The organism is Telluria sp. RT2P19 (genome assembly GCF_059685725.1).
This window is the reverse complement of sequence record NZ_JCASIL010000003.1, coordinates 48,963-63,760: the sequence shown is the minus strand read 5'-3', so window position 1 is coordinate 63,760 and position 14,798 is coordinate 48,963. Positions and strand designations below refer to the sequence as shown.

Genomic DNA, 14,798 nt, shown 5'->3' with positions numbered 1-14,798 from the left:
GGCGCCGAACGACATGAATAAGAAGGAAAGACCACGATGAACATGACGCCACCTTCCTCCCTGCGTGAACGCCTTGCCAGCGTGAGCGGCAGCGCCAGCACGGGCACGGTCACGCGAGCCGTCGCCCAGCGCGGCGGCCCGATCGACAACCGCGCCTACCACCAGCTCAAGGCCCGTATCCACGAGGCGCTGCTCGACCGCGTCGACCTGGAAAGCATGCAGCGCCTGAACCAGGACCAGATCCGCCAGGAGCTGCGCCTGCTGGTCGAGCGCCTGCTCGAGGAAGAGATGGTCGTCATCAACGACGCCGAGCGCAAGACGCTGACCCGCGACATCCAGAACGAGATGCTGGGCTTCGGTCCGCTGGAGCCGCTGCTGGCCGATCCGAGCGTGTCGGACATCCTGGTCAACACCCACAAACAGGTCTATGTCGAGCGGCGCGGCAAGCTCGAGCTGACCGACGTCACCTTCACCGACGACGCCCACCTGATGAAGATCATCGACAAGATCGTCTCGCGTGTCGGCCGCCGGATCGATGAATCGAGCCCCATGGTCGATGCCCGCCTGCCGGACGGCTCGCGCGTGAACGCAATCATTCCGCCGCTGGCGATCGACGGCCCGGTGATGTCGATCCGGCGCTTCAGCGCCGATCCGCTGCGCCTGGCCGACCTGGTCTCTTATGGCAGCATGACGGCCGACATGGCCGAGGTGCTGCAGGGCCTGGGCAAGGCCAAGGTCAATATCCTGATCTCGGGCGGCACCGGCAGCGGCAAGACCACCATGCTGAACGTGATCTCGGGCTTCATCAGCCACTACGAGCGCGTGGTGACGGTGGAAGACGCGGCCGAGCTGCAACTGCAGCAGCCACACGTGGTGCGCCTGGAAACCCGGCCGCCGAACATCGAAGGCAAGGGCGAAGTGAGCCAGCGCGCGCTGGTCAGGAACGCGCTGCGGATGCGACCGGACCGCATCATCCTGGGCGAGGTGCGCGGTGAGGAAGCGATGGACATGCTCGGCGCCATGAACACCGGCCACGAAGGCTCGATGGCGACCATCCACGCCAACACCCCGCGCGACGCCCTGACGCGCCTGGAAAACATGATCAGCATGGCGGCGCCGAACCTGCCCCCGAAGGCCATGCGCCAGCAGATCGCCTCCGCCGTGGGCGTGGTTGTTCAGGTGTCGCGCCTGACCGACGGCAAGCGCAAGGTGTTGTCGATCTCGGAAGTGACGGGGATGGAAGGGGAGGTCATCACGATGCAGGAGATCTTTACGTTCCGCCAGACCGGTGTGGCCGACGACGGCACCGTGATCGGCCAGTCGAGCGCCACCGGCGTGCGGCCGCACTTCGCCGAACGGTTGCGCACCTTTGGCGTCAACCTGGCGCCGCATATTTTCGAGCCGCGCTGAGCCGTCAAATGAATACCACCTTCATCCTGTTCATCCTGATGCTGTTCACGGCCGTCATGCTGCTGGTCTGGGGCATGTATCTCGCCTGGCATGCGGCGCGCGACCCCGAGGCCGAGCGCGTCGCACGCCGTCTGCGCGGCGTCATCAACAGCGATACGCGCCAGGAAGATGTCACGATCACCAAGGATCGCCGTCTGTCCAGCAACCCGGACCTGGAGCTGCTGCTGCGCCGTATGCCGGGCGCGCGCCGTCTCGACCGCATGCTGATGCAGGCCGGCAGCGCGCAACTGGTGGCATCGCTGCTCGCGGTGTGCATGGCCGGCTTCGGCATCGGCCTGGTGGCGGCGCTGGCGCTGCGCCTGCCGCTCCCCGGGTTGCTGGGGTGCGCGCTGGGGGGCGCAGGCCTGCCGCTGCTGCGGCTGGCGCGCGGGCGCGACAGCCGCATGGTGCGCTTCGAGCATCAGTTGCCCGAGGCCCTGGACATGATGAGCCGCGCGATGCGCGCCGGGCATGCCTTCCCGACCGCATTGAAGCTGGTCGCCGACGAAGTGGCGGCGCCACTGGGCGAGGAATTCAAGATCGCTTTCGACGAAGTAAACTTCGGCGTCTCGATGGCCGACGCCCTGAACAACCTGGCGCAGCGCGTGCCGAGCATGGACTTGCAATATTTCGTGGTCGCGGTCCTGATCCAGCGCGAGAGCGGCGGCAACCTGACCGAGCTCCTGTCCTCGATCTCGACCATCATCCGCGACCGCCAGAAGCTGGCTGGCCAGGTCCGCGTGCTATCGGCTGAAGGACGGATCTCGGCATGGGTACTGTGCTTGCTGCCGTTCGGCGCCGGCATCATGATGTATATCGCTAATCCAGATACGATGGGCGTGCTGGTGCACGACCCGGCAGGCCGCAAGCTCAGCGGTGGCGCACTGGGCATGATGGCTTTCGGGGTGCTGGCGATCCGCAAGATCGTGCGCATCCGCATGTGACTTCCAAGCCGAATTCAGGACGTAGACAATGACAATGCCTCAAATCGTGATGCTCGCGGCGATGTTCGTGCTGGTCTTCGGCGTGGCCGTGGGTGCCATGCTGCTGCTCACGCGCGACCCGGTGAAAGCGCGCCTGGCAGCGCTGGACGACCGCGACACGCCCAGCAAGGTGCATGCCGACGGCTGGCGCGAGCGCCTGGCCCGGCTTGCCGAGCCCCTGGCCAAGCTGTCGGTGCCCGTCGACGGCTGGGAAACCTCGCCGGTGCGCTTGCGCTTCATCAACGCCGGCTGGCGCGCACCGTCGGTCCCGGGCCTGTTTCACGCTGGGAAGACGGCGCTGACCCTAGGCCTGCCGCTGGTCGTCTACATCGGATTGCCACACGATAACGACCGGCAGCTGGCGCTGACGTTCCTGTACCTGGTAGGCTCGGCCACATTGGGTTACTACATGCCCGACATCGTCCTGAAGCGCCGCATCGCCCACCGGCAGCGGGAAATCTTCGAGAGTTTCCCGGACGCGCTGGACCTGATGACGGTGTGCGTCGAAGCCGGCCTGGCCATGGACTCGGCGCTGGCGCGGGTCGGGGGCGAAATCGGCCTGAAAAGCCCGGTGCTGGCCGAAGAGCTGCAATTGGTAACGCTGGAATTGCGCGCCGGCAGCGGCAAGGAAAAGGCATTGCGCAACCTGGCGCTGCGTACCGGCGTGGAAGACGTCGACGCGCTGGCCAAGATGCTGATCCAGGCCGAGCGTTTCGGCACCAGCATCGGCACCGCGCTGCGGGTCCAATCCGACCAGTTGCGCACGCGGCGGCGCCAGCTGATCGAAGAAAAAGCGGCAAAAATTGCGACTAAACTCTTGTTTCCGCTGATTTTCTGCATCTTTCCTGCGCTGCTGGTCGTCCTGCTGGGGCCGGCGGTGTTGCAGATCATGCGTTCGGTAATGACCGTAGCGACTTGAACAACCTGCTAACGACATGGGTCTGTGACCGCCGCGCTGGATCATGCGCGATCGCGAAGACGGCAGCGTTGCAAGATAGTCGATCTGTGAATGACGAACATCATGGATCTCAATTTGATTTCTATCTTGGAGAGCGCATACTACAGGCATACCAGATCACACACGAAAGAGAAGATCATGTCCACCCTGTCGCTCCGCCCAAGTCTCGCTGCCCAACTGTCCGCCTTCGCCGACACCCTCGCCAACTTCGTGCGCGCGAAAGCAGCCCCGGTCGCGGTTGCCCGCAGCGCCGACGCCGGCGACGTCTGGGCCCTGTACCGCATGACCCGCGGCGCCGATGCCGTCTCGCCGGCCGTCGCCCGCCGCCTCGAAGCGCACGCGCGGCAGAAGTAACGCGCATCCTGCTCCAATGAAAAACGCCCTGCTTCGAGCAGGGCGTTCTGCTTTCCGGCTTACTGAACTTCGGGCGGTTCGTGGAACTCGTCGGCGCGCGCGAACAAGTCCCAGGCCGCGATGAACAGCGCCGCAATCACCGGCCCGATCACGAAACCGTTCAGGCCGAACAACGCCATCCCGCCCAGCGTCGACAGCAGGATCACGTAATCCGGCAACTTGGTGTCCTTGCCGACCAGGATCGGGCGCAGGATATTGTCGACCAGGCCGATCACCATCACCCCGTAGGCCACCAGCACGACGCCCTGCCAGACAGCGCCGGTCGCCAGGAAGTAGATCGCGACCGGACCCCATACCAGGGCCGCGCCGACCGCGGGCAGCAGCGACAGGAAGGCCATCACCACCCCCCATAGCAGCGCGCCGCTGACGTCCAGCGCCCAGAAGATCAGGCCACCGAGCGCACCTTGCGCCATCGCGACCAGCACATTGCCCTTGACCGTGGCGCGGATCACGGTCGTGAAGTTCTGGAACAGGCGGCCCTTGTACTCGATCGACAGCGGCACCGCGCGCTGGATACGGGCGGCCACCATCCGACCGTCGCGCAGCAGGAAGAACAGCAGGTACAGCATGATGGTCATGCTGACCACGAAATCGAGCGTATTGCGGCCGATATTGAGCGCGTAGTGCGCGGTGGCCTGGCTGATCTGGGCCGCGCCTTCGGTGATCTTCTGCTGCAGCGATGTCAGGTTCGTGAGTTCGAAGCGCTCGAGCAGCGAGATGGCCCAGTCTGGCAGAGCGCGGATGACGAGGTTGAAATAGGACGTGAAGTTAACCTGGCCGGCATTGACGCGGGCATAGATCGCCGTGATCTCGTTGACCAGCGACGCCGTGATCAGCGCCAGCGGCAGCAGCACCATCAGGATGATCACCAGCAGCGAGAGCAGGGCCGAGACCGTTGGCTTGCCCTTCGTCGCGCGCAGCAGGCGCGACTGCAGTGGCGCGAAGATGATGGCGAACACGACGCCCCAGAACACCGCGCCGGAGTAGGGTAGCAAGATCCAGAAAAAGGCGATCGTGACGATCGTCAGCAAGAGGAGGAAGGAATTCTGCGGCAGCGTGTATTGCTTCATTGGCGGATTGCGCGTCAAGGTGCGAAATGGTTAATGTTTCCTGATCATAAACCATGGCACCTCCTATACGCCCTACCTTTTATAGGGCGCCGTACGCCAGCTAACACATGTCCCGAGATTCCGGCGCATGTCGCTAACTGACCACAAAGTCAGTTCAATCGTGCGCATTGTAAATCTGTCATCTTGCGATAATTAGATGTTGCCGCGTCAAGACGTAGTCTGGCGGGCACTTGAACAACTTTTTTTCGGAGCCACCACCATGTCCCGTCACGCGCAGCACACCTCCCTGTCCACACTGAATGCCACGATCGTCACCGCGCTCAAGGGCGCCGTCCTGCTGGGCGCCGCTGCGGCCGGCATCGCCCAGGCCCAGCAGTCGCCGGCGCTCGACCGCATGAGCATCTCGGCCGGCGCCTTCCGCGCCGAACCAAAGATCCACCTCGGCGGAGACACCGACTACGGCCGCATCGACACCCCGGACGAGAAGATCGACGACGTGACGCTGCCGCGCGTGAAGGCCGAGCTCCTGATCGGCGACAGCCACGGCCTGTCGTTCGATTACTTCCGCTTCGACGAAGACTGGGCCGGCACCGCCAGCGGCGACACTGTCTACGAAGGCCGCCCGGTGAGCGGCACCATCAGCGCCGACGCCGACCTACGCCTGGAGATGGCCCGCTTTGCCTATAAATGGTGGCTGGGCCAGGAAAAGAACGCCTTCGGCATCGGCCTGGGCGCCGCCTACCTGCGCGCCAAGATCTCCGGATCGGTCGACGCCAACCTGAGCGCCTCGAACCCGGTCGAGAATTATTCCTGGAGCGGCTCGGCCTCGGGCAGCGACAGCGTCTGGGCCCCGACCGTCGAGCTGGCATGGCGTCACGCGCTGAACGAGCAATGGCGCCTGTACGCAGAGGCGTCGGGTATCAAGAAGAACGGCGGCACGGTCGAAGGCCACGTCTGGAACGGTTCCGTCGGCGTCGAATGGTTCCCGCACAAGAACGTCGGCCTGGTACTCGACTATAACGTCCAGAAGATCGACCTGCATCGCAACGGCGGCAGCAACGCTGACCTCGACCTGAAACTGAAGGGGCCTTCGGCCTTCGTCAAGGTCCGCTTCTGACCTGCCGCGCACGCGAGAATCCGATCTTCAGGCGCGCTCAATTGCTTCCGGTCATAATACATGGTGCTATTGCACTGTTGTAGGGAGAGCGATTGAGCGCGGAATACCTGATCGGCTGTCATGACTGCGGCAACTTGTACCACAAGGAGCCGCTGAACTCGTGCGAGCGCGCGCGCTGCACCCGCTGCCGCCACGAGCTGTACCGCTGGCACGCGGGCGGGCCGCTGCGTCGCGTCGACGCGCTGGTCGCGCTGACCCTGGGCGCCGTGCTGGTCTACCTGCTGGCCCAGAGTTTTCCGATCGTTACGCTCGAAATGGGCGGTATCACGTCCAGCGTGACGCTGTTCGAATCCGTGGGCGTGCTGTGGGGCGAGGGAATGCAGGTGATCGCGACAATGGTGCTGTTGTGCGCCATCGTCTTTCCCGGCCTGGAGCTGTGTTCCCTGCTCTACGTCGCCATCGGCCTGCGCGGTGGCCGGCGGGTGCCCGGCTTCGGTCTGGTGTTGCGGCTGGTGCAGGGTGCGCGTTACTGGGCGATGACCGAAGTCTTGATGCTCGGCATCTTGATCACCGTGATCAAGATGACCGGGATGGCGCGCGTCGTGCCGCATCCGGGTCTGTTTGCCTTCGGCGTGCTGACCATCCTGTGTGCGCTGGTGATGCGCTATGAGCCCAAGGCGCTGTGGGAACTGGCCGACCACCTGGCGCCGCGACCGGTGATCGCGCCAGGCGCCGAAGCGGTGGCCCACGCTCCCGACACCCTCGTCGTCTGCCACGCCTGTGGCCTGGTCAATGGCCAGCCCTGGCATCGCGCCGCCGACGGCGCCGCCCACTGCCGCCGCTGCAACGCCGCGCTGCACCGGCGCATCCCCAACAGCATCGGCTGGACCTGGGTCATGCTGGCCGCGGCCACGCTGCTGTACGTCCCTGCCAATATCCTGCCCGTGATGTACACCCGCATGATCGGCGGCGGGACCGAGGGCGACACCATCATGAGTGGCGTGCTGCTGTTCTGGAATACCGGCTCGCCGGGCCTGGCGATCATCATCTTCATTGCCAGCGTCGTGGTGCCGGTCTCCAAACTGGTGGCGCTGGCCTGGCTCAACGCCACCGCCCAGCTGCGCTCGCGCGCCGCGCCGCTGGCGCGCACGCGTGCCTACCGCGTGGTGGAATTCGTCGGCCGCTGGTCGATGCTCGACATCTTCGTGGTCGCGCTGACGGTGGCGCTGGTGCGCTTCGACGCGCTGGCGACGATCACCGCCGGCCCTGGCGCGATCGCCTTCGGTTGCGTGGTGATCGTCACCATGGTCGCCTCGCACCAGTTCGACCCGCGCCTGATCTGGGACCCTATCGAATCGAATGGAGAACAACATGTCTGAACAAGACGGCGCCGGAGCGCCGCAGCGGCCCGCCATCCTGAAGCCATCCTCGCCCGACGTGGACCGCCCGAGCCGCTGGCTGCCGTCGCTGATCTGGCTGATCCCTCTGCTGGCGGCCATCATCGGCGCCTGGCAGGTGGTGCACTGGATGACCAACAAGGGCCCGACGGTGTACGTCTACTTCGGTACCGGCGAAGGCCTCGAGGCGGGCACTACCCGGGTCAAGTACAAGGACGTCGACATTGGCCGCGTGGTCTCGGTGACCCTGGCCGAGGACGGCAACCGGGTCGTGGCCAAGATCGAGATGGCGAAGGAAGCCGAGCGCTTCACCGCCCAGGATTCGCGCTTCTGGGTGGTGCGCCCGCAGATCGGCGCCAGCGGCGTGTCGGGCCTGAACACCTTGCTGTCCGGCCCCTATATCGGCGCCGCGCCCGGCACGTCGGAAGAGTCGACCAATGCCTTCACCGGTCTGGAGACGGCGCCGCCGATCCCGATCGGCCTGAAAGGCCGCGAATACATGCTGCATGCCGACACCCTGGGCTCGGTCGCGCCGGGCTCGCCCGTGTATTTCCGGCGCGTGCGCGTGGGCCAGGTGGCCAAGGTCGAACTGGACAAGGCCGGCCAGGGCATCGACATGTCGGTGTTCGTCGAGGAACCGTATATCGGTTTCGTCGGGCCGGACACGCGCTGGTACCACGCCAGCGGCGTCGACCTGCGCCTGGATGCGAGCGGCCTCAAGCTCAATACCCAATCCCTGGCGGCGCTGGCCACCGGCGGCATCGCCTTCGAATCGACTGACGGCCGCAAGCCGGCCGCAGCGGCTCCCGCGGGCAGCCGCTACCGGCTGGCCGAAGACCGCGCCGCGGCGTTGCGACCGCCCGATGGCCCGGCCACCACCGCGGTGGTGTATTTCGACCAGTCGCTGCGCGGCCTGGCCCCAGGCGCTCCGGTGGACTTTCGCGGCGTGGCGCTGGGCGAGGTGCGCACCGTCGGCATCGAGTGGGACCGCGAGCGCCGCCGTTTCAATATGCCGGTCGTCATCGACATGTATCCGGGCCGCCTGGGCCAGGACTTCATGAACGCCCTGAATCAGGGCCGCGAGGGCAAGGACATGATGGGCATGATGGTCAGCCGCGGCCTGCGCGCCCAGCTGCGCAACGGAAACATCCTCACCGGCCAGCTGTATGTGGCGCTCGACTTCTTCCCCAATGCGCGCAAGGCGATGCTCGGCCAGCAGGGCGAACTGGTGGTGCTGCCGACCGTGCCGGGCCAGCTCGACGAGCTGCAGGCCCAGGTGGCGCGGATCGCCAATAAACTCGACAAGGTGCCGTTCGACGAGATCGGCGTCAACCTGAACCGCACGCTGGCGCAGGCGAATGCCACGCTCGCACGCCTCGAGGGCCAGGTGCTGCCCGAGATGACGGACACGCTGACGGCGGCCAAGGGCACCTTCGCGCGCGCCGAAAACCTGCTGGCGCAGGATTCGCCGCTGCAATCGGACTTGCGCCAGGCGCTGCAGGAAGTGTCGGACACCATGGCCAAGCTCAATGCGCTGGCCGACTACCTCGAACGCAATCCGCAGTCGATCATTCGCGGCAAACCACAGGAGAAGAAGTGATGATGTCGTTCCCAATCCGTCGCCGCGCGTGTGCCGCCACCGTGAGCGCCGGCTTGCTTGCAGCCGCCGTCGCCGGCTGCGGCAGCACGCCGGTCGACCGTTTCTATACCTTGAGCGGCGGCCCGGCGACCGTCGTGCCGGCGACGGCGGCGGCCGCGCCGCTGTACTTCGAGATGCGGCCGGTGACCTTGCCCGGCCAGCTGCGCCGCCCGCAGATGGTGGTCAGCAGCGGCGATGGCCGGATCGACCTCGAGGAACACCACCGCTGGGCCGGTCCGCTGGCCGAGGAGATCGGCAACAGCCTGTCGTTCGGTATCGCGGCCCAGTTGGGGGCGGTGGACGTCTACCGCAGTGCGGCGCCGAAGGGCGGCACCGTGTACCGGATCGGCGCCGATGTGCAGCGCTTCGAATCGCGGCCGGGCGAGTATGCGCTGGTGGACGCCGTGTGGAGCGTGCGCATGCTGGACGGCGGCGAGGTGCAGACCTGTCGCAGCGTGTTCCGTGAGCCGGTGGGCGGCGGTCATGACGCCCTGGTGGCGGGCCACCGGGCGGCGCTGGCGAAGCTGTCGGCCACGATCGCGGTCGCGGTGCGTGGCCAGGCCGAGGGAAGGGCGCCGGCCTGTCCGGCCGGCTGACGCCTCAAGGGATGAGACGCTCGGCGCGCAGGCGCGCGAACAGATCGTAGAACGACGCGTCGGTGGCCTGGTAGGCGGCAAAACCCAGGCGGCGGCTATTGGCCATGTCGGTCATCACCTCCAGCGGCCGGCCCAGGTCGAGATCGGTGTGCCAGGCCGAGGCCAGGCGATCCAGGTCGGCCTCGGCCAGGTCGTGGCGGGCGGCGATGTCGCGCCACAGCGCATGGTCGTTCGCCATCGCCGCTTCGAGCGGTTGCATGGCGCCGTTGAAGCCGGCCGTCTCGACGCCGAAGTAGGCGGCCAGTTTCGGCCACAGCCAGCTCCAGCGGAACACGTCGCCGTTGACGATGTTGAACGCCTCGTTGCGCGCGGCATCGGTGTCCGCCGCCCACACCAGTTGCCTGGCCAGCATGCGCGCATCGGTCACGTCCGACAGGCCGTTCCACTGCGCCGCGGAGCCGGGGAACTGGAACGGGCGGCCGGTCTCCTTGCAGATGGTGGCGTAGACGGCCAGCGTGGTGCCAAGGTTCATCGCATTGCCGACCGCCAGGCCGATCACCGTGTGCGGGCGATGGATGGTCCAGGTGAAACGGTCGCGTTGCGCGGCGGCGTAGACTTCGTCTTCCTGCGCGTAATAGAAATTCTCGAGTGGCAGGCGCGGCTGGCTTTCGCGCAGCGGCGTGTCGGGCAAGGTGCCCGAGCTGGCGTAGGCTTCGAATGGACCCAGATAGTGCTTGAGGCCGGTGACCAGGGCGACATGGCGTACCGATTTCTTCGGCGCCAGCGCGTCGAGCAGGTTGCGCACCAGCGCGGCATTGACGCGGATGTTCTCGGCTTCGGTATCCTGGCGCATCCAGGTGGTGATGAAGACATGGGTCGGTGCGATGTCGGCCAGCGCGGTGTTCAAGCCGGCAGGGTCGAGCAGGTCGGCGGCGACGTGGCGCACGGCGGGCAGGTCTTGCGGCGCGCGGCGCGACAGGCCGACCACGTCCCAGCCCTGGGCCAGCAGTTCGCGCGCGACGTGGTTGCCGCCGATACCGGTGACGCCGACGACGAGTGCGGTTCGTTTCATGTATTGACTCCCGATGTGACAATTGAACGCCATTCTACCGGGCCGAGGAAATTGGTGCGCGGCCCGTTACGCTAGAGGCGCTGTTCGCGTTAATTATGCGAACCTTTCCCATTCGCGCCGGTCTCAGCCACTGTCGAGTTAACTCATCAGGTGGCAATGATGCAAGGCTTGGTCTTCGAAGAAGTATTTGCCGCGCTGACCTCCCTGCACCTGCATACCGACGAGGTAGCCAGGTTGCGCGCCTGGATCGCGGCGATCGTCCATCCTGGTGCGTGTCTCCACCTCGTCGCCCAGGCGGCGGGCACACCATGCTGCCCGCATTGCCAATGTTCGCGTGTCCATCGTTGCGGGGCGGCCAGCGGGCTGCAGCGCTGGCGCTGCCTGGCTTGCCGGCGCAGCTTCAATGCACTGACGAACACGCCGCTGGCGCGCCTGCGCAAAAAGGCCGCCTGGCTACCGTACCTGCAATGCGTGCTCGATTCGCGCACGGTCCGCGCAGCAGCCGAGCTCGTCGGCGTGCACCGCAGCACCAGTTTCCGCTGGCGCCACCGTTTCGTGCCGGGGGCCGCGCGCAAGCGTCCAGATCGCCTTGAGGGCATGGTCGAGGCGGACGAAACCTATCTGCTCGAATCGCAGAAGGGCTCGCGCCACCTGACGCGTCCCGCGCGGCGGCGCGGCGGCGTGGCGACGCGGCGCGGCATCAGCCGCGAACACGAGTGCCTGCTCGTCGCACGCGACCGGGGCCGGCAGACACTGGACTTTCATACTGGCCGCGGGCCGGTCAGCGCCGTGAAACTCATCAACTGCCTGCGGCCGGTGCTGGCGCCGGACGCGGTGTTGATCAGCGATTCGGCGGCCGCTTACCGGGTCTTTGCCGACCATGCCGGTATCGCGCACGAGGCGGTCAACCTGCGCGCCGGGGTCAAGGCGCGCGGCGCGATCCACCTGAATAACGTCAATGGCTGGCATGCCCGCTTCAAGACCTGGATCAAGCGCTTCAATGGCATCGCCAGTCGCTACCTGGTGAACTATTCAGGCTGGCAGCGCTTTCTGGATGACGGCGCTTTGCGTACGCCAGCGCAATTGCTGACGGCAATCATCCAGTGCGCAACGTGCCGTCGGAAAGACCCGAATTAACGCGCACAGCGCCCATGCAAACGGGGCGCCGCATCGCTGCGGCGCCCCGTCGGGGTCAGCGCTTCAAGACATCAGAAGCGGTAACGCAGTGTCAGCGACGTGTTGCGCGGTGCACCGTAGGTGATCTGGTTGAACGCGGCGAACATTGCGAAGTGCGTCTTGTCGGTCGCGTTGCTCACGTTCAGCTGGGCCGAGAGCTGCTTGGTGAAATCGTAGCGCGCCATCAGGTTGACCAGGGCGAACGATTCCTGCTCGATGCGGCCGTCGATGCCGGGAGCGACCGTGCCGTCGACCGTGTAGGTGCTGCCTTCCCAGTTGACACCGCCGCCGACGGTCAGCTTGCTCCACGCGCCGGGCAGGCGGTAGGAGGCGAAGGCGCGCAGGGTCTTGCGTGGGTAGATCGAGTTGAAGTCGACGCCGCTCGCCTCCTTGGCGCGGTAGATCGCGTAGCCGATGCTGGCGTTCAGGCCGGAAATGATCTCGCCCGAGACATCCAGCTCGATGCCCTTGCTGGTGGCGCCGTCGGCGGCGCGGTAGTAGGCTTCAGGCAGTTGCGGGCCGGTCGGGCCGTCGCGGTCGACTTCGCCGGCGCGCTGGCCCAGCTTGTCCTGCTTGAGATGGAACACGGCCAGCGAGGCGTTCACGCGGCGGTCGAAGAACTCGCCCTTGATGCCGGCTTCGCTCGCCTTGCCCTCGATCGGGTCGAGCAGGTTGTTCGCCTGGTCCCTCAGGTTCTGTGGCTGGAAGATGCTGGTGTGGCTGGCGTACAGCGAATAGGTGTCGTCCAGGTCGAACACCAGGCCGGCGTACGGCGTGATCTCGTTCGAGTGTTTGATCGCGTACGGCGCTTCCCAGGCGCCGCCCCCTTCTTTCTCGTACTTGGTCACGCGCGCGCCGACGATCGCCTTCAGACGGTCGGTGAGTGAGAAGCGCGCCATGCCGTACAGGCCTTGCTGGGTTGTTTCGCTGTCCTGGTAGCGCGCCTGCGCGCCCCATGCCGGGGTCGGGTAGGCGACCGGGTTCCAGTTGTTGAAGTCGGACACCGGCGGCGACACGCCTTCAGGCAAGCCCGGGAACTGCGCGAGACGGTTGTTCGAATAGAAGTCGGTATTCGCATGCAGGTAGCCGATGGCCGCCTGATGCTCGCGGCCGAAGGCCGAGAACGGACCGCTGGCGTGGATGCCGAAGTCCTTCTGCCTGGTCTGGGTGACGTAGGAGCCAGCGAAGGAATTGATGCCGGCGCCGGTCACGCGATCCGGCACGCCCGACAGGTACAGCAGGTGCGAGTCGCCGTCGCGGGTGGCGTCGGTGTAGGTGAAGCGCAGGTTCCAGCCGTTGACGAAGCGGTGCTCGTAGTCGGCGAAGAAGTTGTCGTACTGGTTGTCGAAGGCGGTCCAGGGGGTGCCGGTGGTCAGCGAGCGGTCTTCGGGGATGACCGAGCCGTCGGTGTAGCGGTACGGCAGGCCGCCCCACATCGGGCCGCGCGGGCTCATCTTCTGGCGGCTGAAGCCGGCCGATAAGGTGCCGTCGCGGCCGATGTCGGCTTCGACGGTAGCGTAGAAGGTGCGGTCCTTGTTCTCCAGGTGCTGGATCCAGCTGTCGCCTTCGCCGTACTCGCCAACGAAGCGGCCACGGATGCTGCCCGACGCGTTCAGCGGGGTCGAGACGTCGGCCATGACGTGGCGCTTGTCCCAGCGGCCGGCGGTCGCTTCGATGCGACCGCCCAGCTTCTTGCTGAAGGCGCGCTTGCGCACCAGGTTCAGCGCGGCAGACGGGGTGCCGGCGCCGGTCATCAGGCCGGTCGCGCCGCGCACCACCTCGACGCGGTCGTACAGGGCCAGGCTGCCCAGCACCTCGCCGGCGCTCCAGGCAGCGTCCCAGGTGGTCGGGATGTTGTCGATCTGCAGATTGGTGACTTCGAAGCCGCGTGCGGTGAAGCTGCCGCGGTGGGTCTCGTACTGGTTGACCGAGACGCCGGTGACGTTGTTGACGACGTCGGTGATGGTGAGCAGGCCCTGGTCTTCGATGCGCTGCTGGGTGATGACCGAGACCGATTGCGGCGTGTCGCGCAGCGACATGTCGAGCGGGGTGGCGGTGCGGGTGCGGCCGATGGTGTACGAGCCGACGTCGTCAGCCAGCTTCTGGGCCTGGACCTGCACCTGCGGCATCGACGTGGTGCCGGCGGCGGTGTTGCTGGTCTCGGTGGACTGTGCCTGCGCGACGAATGGGAGCGCGAGGCCCACACAGACCGTGAGGGTCTTCAATTTGCGGCGACCATTGGCGCTGACCTGCTTTTCCATCTTTTTTTCCTGTTTTAACGATGAGTGGGTGGCGGACCGGCGCCTCCAAAGCGCGCGTCTGCGTATGACAACGGGATAACAGTTCGTAATGATAACTATTCTCATCTAGTGATGTCAATGTGTGACGCGCAGAGACAGCATTTTTAATGGGATTGTGCAACGGTATGGATGGTATTGGCAGCAATGACGGCTGTTTTCGCGTGCAGCGGACGGCTAAGCTGGCGTCCTCTCAACAAGCATCCCGAAAGGTCAGCAATGGACAATTCAACTTTTTTCGTGACGCCGGGGTACGGCGAGCTGCTCAACAAGCGGCTGGGGTATTCGCAGGCGGTCAAGGTCGGCAACCGGGTCGACATCTCGGGCCAGGGTGGCTGGACCGACGACTTGCAGTTCCCGGCCGGCCTGGTCGACGAGATCGAGCTGGCTTTCAAGAACGTGGAACGGGTGCTGGCGGCGGCGGGCGCTACCTGGGAGCATGTCATTGAGGTGATGTCCTACCATGTAGGCGGCTTCCCGCCGGAAACCAACGAGACATTTGCCCGGCTGTTCCGGCAGTACATGCCCCACCGCGGCCCGATCTGGACCGAGGTGGGCGTGGCCGCGCTCGGCGATCCGCACATGCGCATCGAGATCCGGGTGACCGCGATCATCGAATAAGGTTCGGCC

Annotated in this window: 13 protein-coding genes; 10 read left to right on the top strand and 3 right to left on the bottom strand. The window is 65.8% G+C overall.

The window, feature by feature from the left end; genetic code table 11:
• Nucleotides 1-36 precede the first annotated feature (36 nt).
• From AC56KW_RS04585 to AC56KW_RS04570, 4 genes are all read left to right on the top strand, one after another.
• Nucleotides 37-1,410: a TadA family conjugal transfer-associated ATPase gene (locus AC56KW_RS04585; protein WP_497169553.1), complete on the top strand. Its 1,374-nt coding sequence runs from the start codon at nucleotides 37-39 to the stop codon at nucleotides 1,408-1,410.
• 8 nt (nucleotides 1,411-1,418) lie between these two features.
• Nucleotides 1,419-2,393, top strand: coding sequence for a type II secretion system F family protein (locus AC56KW_RS04580; protein WP_497169552.1), 975 nt, complete (start codon nucleotides 1,419-1,421; stop codon nucleotides 2,391-2,393).
• A gap of 28 nt (nucleotides 2,394-2,421) precedes the next feature.
• A complete protein-coding gene (locus tag AC56KW_RS04575; protein ID WP_497169551.1) occupies nucleotides 2,422-3,351 on the top strand; it encodes a type II secretion system F family protein in 930 nt (309 codons plus the stop codon).
• Nucleotides 3,352-3,441: 90 nt separating this feature from the next.
• Complete coding sequence (locus AC56KW_RS04570; protein ID WP_497169550.1) at nucleotides 3,442-3,744, top strand: hypothetical protein; 303 nt, start codon at nucleotides 3,442-3,444, stop codon at nucleotides 3,742-3,744.
• Between the two features lie 59 nt (nucleotides 3,745-3,803).
• On the opposite strand, the gene AC56KW_RS04565 is transcribed toward AC56KW_RS04570, so the two are convergent.
• On the bottom strand, nucleotides 3,804-4,874 hold the full coding sequence (locus tag AC56KW_RS04565) for an AI-2E family transporter (RefSeq protein WP_497169549.1): 1,071 nt from the start codon (nucleotides 4,872-4,874) through the stop codon (nucleotides 3,804-3,806).
• Between the two features lie 259 nt (nucleotides 4,875-5,133).
• On the opposite strand from AC56KW_RS04565, the gene AC56KW_RS04560 reads away from it, so the two are divergent.
• From AC56KW_RS04560 to AC56KW_RS04545, 4 genes are all read left to right on the top strand, one after another.
• On the top strand, nucleotides 5,134-5,991 hold the full coding sequence (locus AC56KW_RS04560) for a hypothetical protein (RefSeq protein WP_497169548.1): 858 nt from the start codon (nucleotides 5,134-5,136) through the stop codon (nucleotides 5,989-5,991).
• Nucleotides 5,992-6,083: 92 nt separating this feature from the next.
• Entirely contained in the window at nucleotides 6,084-7,370 is a 1,287-nt protein-coding gene (locus tag AC56KW_RS04555) for a paraquat-inducible protein A (RefSeq protein WP_497169547.1), read from the top strand.
• Nucleotides 7,363-8,988: a PqiB family protein gene (locus AC56KW_RS04550; RefSeq protein ID WP_497169546.1), complete on the top strand. Its 1,626-nt coding sequence runs from the start codon at nucleotides 7,363-7,365 to the stop codon at nucleotides 8,986-8,988. Before AC56KW_RS04555 ends, AC56KW_RS04550 begins: the two co-directional genes overlap by 8 nt.
• Nucleotides 8,988-9,623: a PqiC family protein gene (locus AC56KW_RS04545; RefSeq protein WP_497169545.1), complete on the top strand. Its 636-nt coding sequence runs from the start codon at nucleotides 8,988-8,990 to the stop codon at nucleotides 9,621-9,623. Before AC56KW_RS04550 ends, AC56KW_RS04545 begins: the two co-directional genes overlap by 1 nt.
• A 4-nt stretch (nucleotides 9,624-9,627) precedes the next feature.
• Here AC56KW_RS04545 and AC56KW_RS04540 read toward each other — a convergent pair whose 3' ends face one another.
• Nucleotides 9,628-10,695 (bottom strand): SDR family oxidoreductase, encoded by a 1,068-nt coding sequence (locus AC56KW_RS04540; RefSeq protein ID WP_497169544.1) that lies wholly within the window; start codon nucleotides 10,693-10,695, stop codon nucleotides 9,628-9,630.
• A 159-nt stretch (nucleotides 10,696-10,854) separates the two neighbouring features.
• Here AC56KW_RS04540 and AC56KW_RS04535 point away from each other — a divergent pair, with 159 nt between their 5' ends.
• On the top strand, nucleotides 10,855-11,832 hold the full coding sequence (locus AC56KW_RS04535; protein ID WP_497169864.1) for an IS1595 family transposase: 978 nt from the start codon (nucleotides 10,855-10,857) through the stop codon (nucleotides 11,830-11,832).
• Nucleotides 11,833-11,903: 71 nt separating this feature from the next.
• On the opposite strand, the gene AC56KW_RS04530 is transcribed toward AC56KW_RS04535, so the two are convergent.
• Nucleotides 11,904-14,132 (bottom strand): TonB-dependent siderophore receptor, encoded by a 2,229-nt coding sequence (locus tag AC56KW_RS04530; protein ID WP_497169543.1) that lies wholly within the window; start codon nucleotides 14,130-14,132, stop codon nucleotides 11,904-11,906.
• 255 nt (nucleotides 14,133-14,387) lie between these two features.
• Between AC56KW_RS04530 and AC56KW_RS04525 the strand changes: the two genes are divergently transcribed.
• Nucleotides 14,388-14,789: a Rid family hydrolase gene (locus tag AC56KW_RS04525; protein WP_497169542.1), complete on the top strand. Its 402-nt coding sequence runs from the start codon at nucleotides 14,388-14,390 to the stop codon at nucleotides 14,787-14,789.
• The last annotated feature ends 9 nt before the right edge of the window (nucleotides 14,790-14,798 follow it).

Bases quoted from the DNA above. Each gene is read 5' to 3' on its own strand.
- AC56KW_RS04525 (WP_497169542.1), top strand. From the start codon at position 14,388: ATGGACAATTCAACTTTTTTCGTGACGCCGGGGTACGGCGAGCTGCTC.
- AC56KW_RS04575 (WP_497169551.1), top strand. From the start codon at position 2,422: ATGACAATGCCTCAAATCGTGATGCTCGCGGCGATGTTCGTGCTGGTC.
- AC56KW_RS04565 (WP_497169549.1), bottom strand. From the start codon at position 4,874: ATGAAGCAATACACGCTGCCGCAGAATTCCTTCCTCCTCTTGCTGACG.
- AC56KW_RS04540 (WP_497169544.1), bottom strand. From the start codon at position 10,695: ATGAAACGAACCGCACTCGTCGTCGGCGTCACCGGTATCGGCGGCAAC.
- AC56KW_RS04545 (WP_497169545.1), top strand. From the start codon at position 8,988: ATGATGTCGTTCCCAATCCGTCGCCGCGCGTGTGCCGCCACCGTGAGC.
- AC56KW_RS04530 (WP_497169543.1), bottom strand. From the start codon at position 14,132: ATGGAAAAGCAGGTCAGCGCCAATGGTCGCCGCAAATTGAAGACCCTC.
- AC56KW_RS04570 (WP_497169550.1), top strand. From the start codon at position 3,442: ATGACGAACATCATGGATCTCAATTTGATTTCTATCTTGGAGAGCGCA.
- AC56KW_RS04560 (WP_497169548.1), top strand. From the start codon at position 5,134: ATGTCCCGTCACGCGCAGCACACCTCCCTGTCCACACTGAATGCCACG.
- AC56KW_RS04535 (WP_497169864.1), top strand. From the start codon at position 10,855: ATGCAAGGCTTGGTCTTCGAAGAAGTATTTGCCGCGCTGACCTCCCTG.
- AC56KW_RS04580 (WP_497169552.1), top strand. From the start codon at position 1,419: ATGAATACCACCTTCATCCTGTTCATCCTGATGCTGTTCACGGCCGTC.
- AC56KW_RS04550 (WP_497169546.1), top strand. From the start codon at position 7,363: ATGTCTGAACAAGACGGCGCCGGAGCGCCGCAGCGGCCCGCCATCCTG.
- AC56KW_RS04585 (WP_497169553.1), top strand. From the start codon at position 37: ATGAACATGACGCCACCTTCCTCCCTGCGTGAACGCCTTGCCAGCGTG.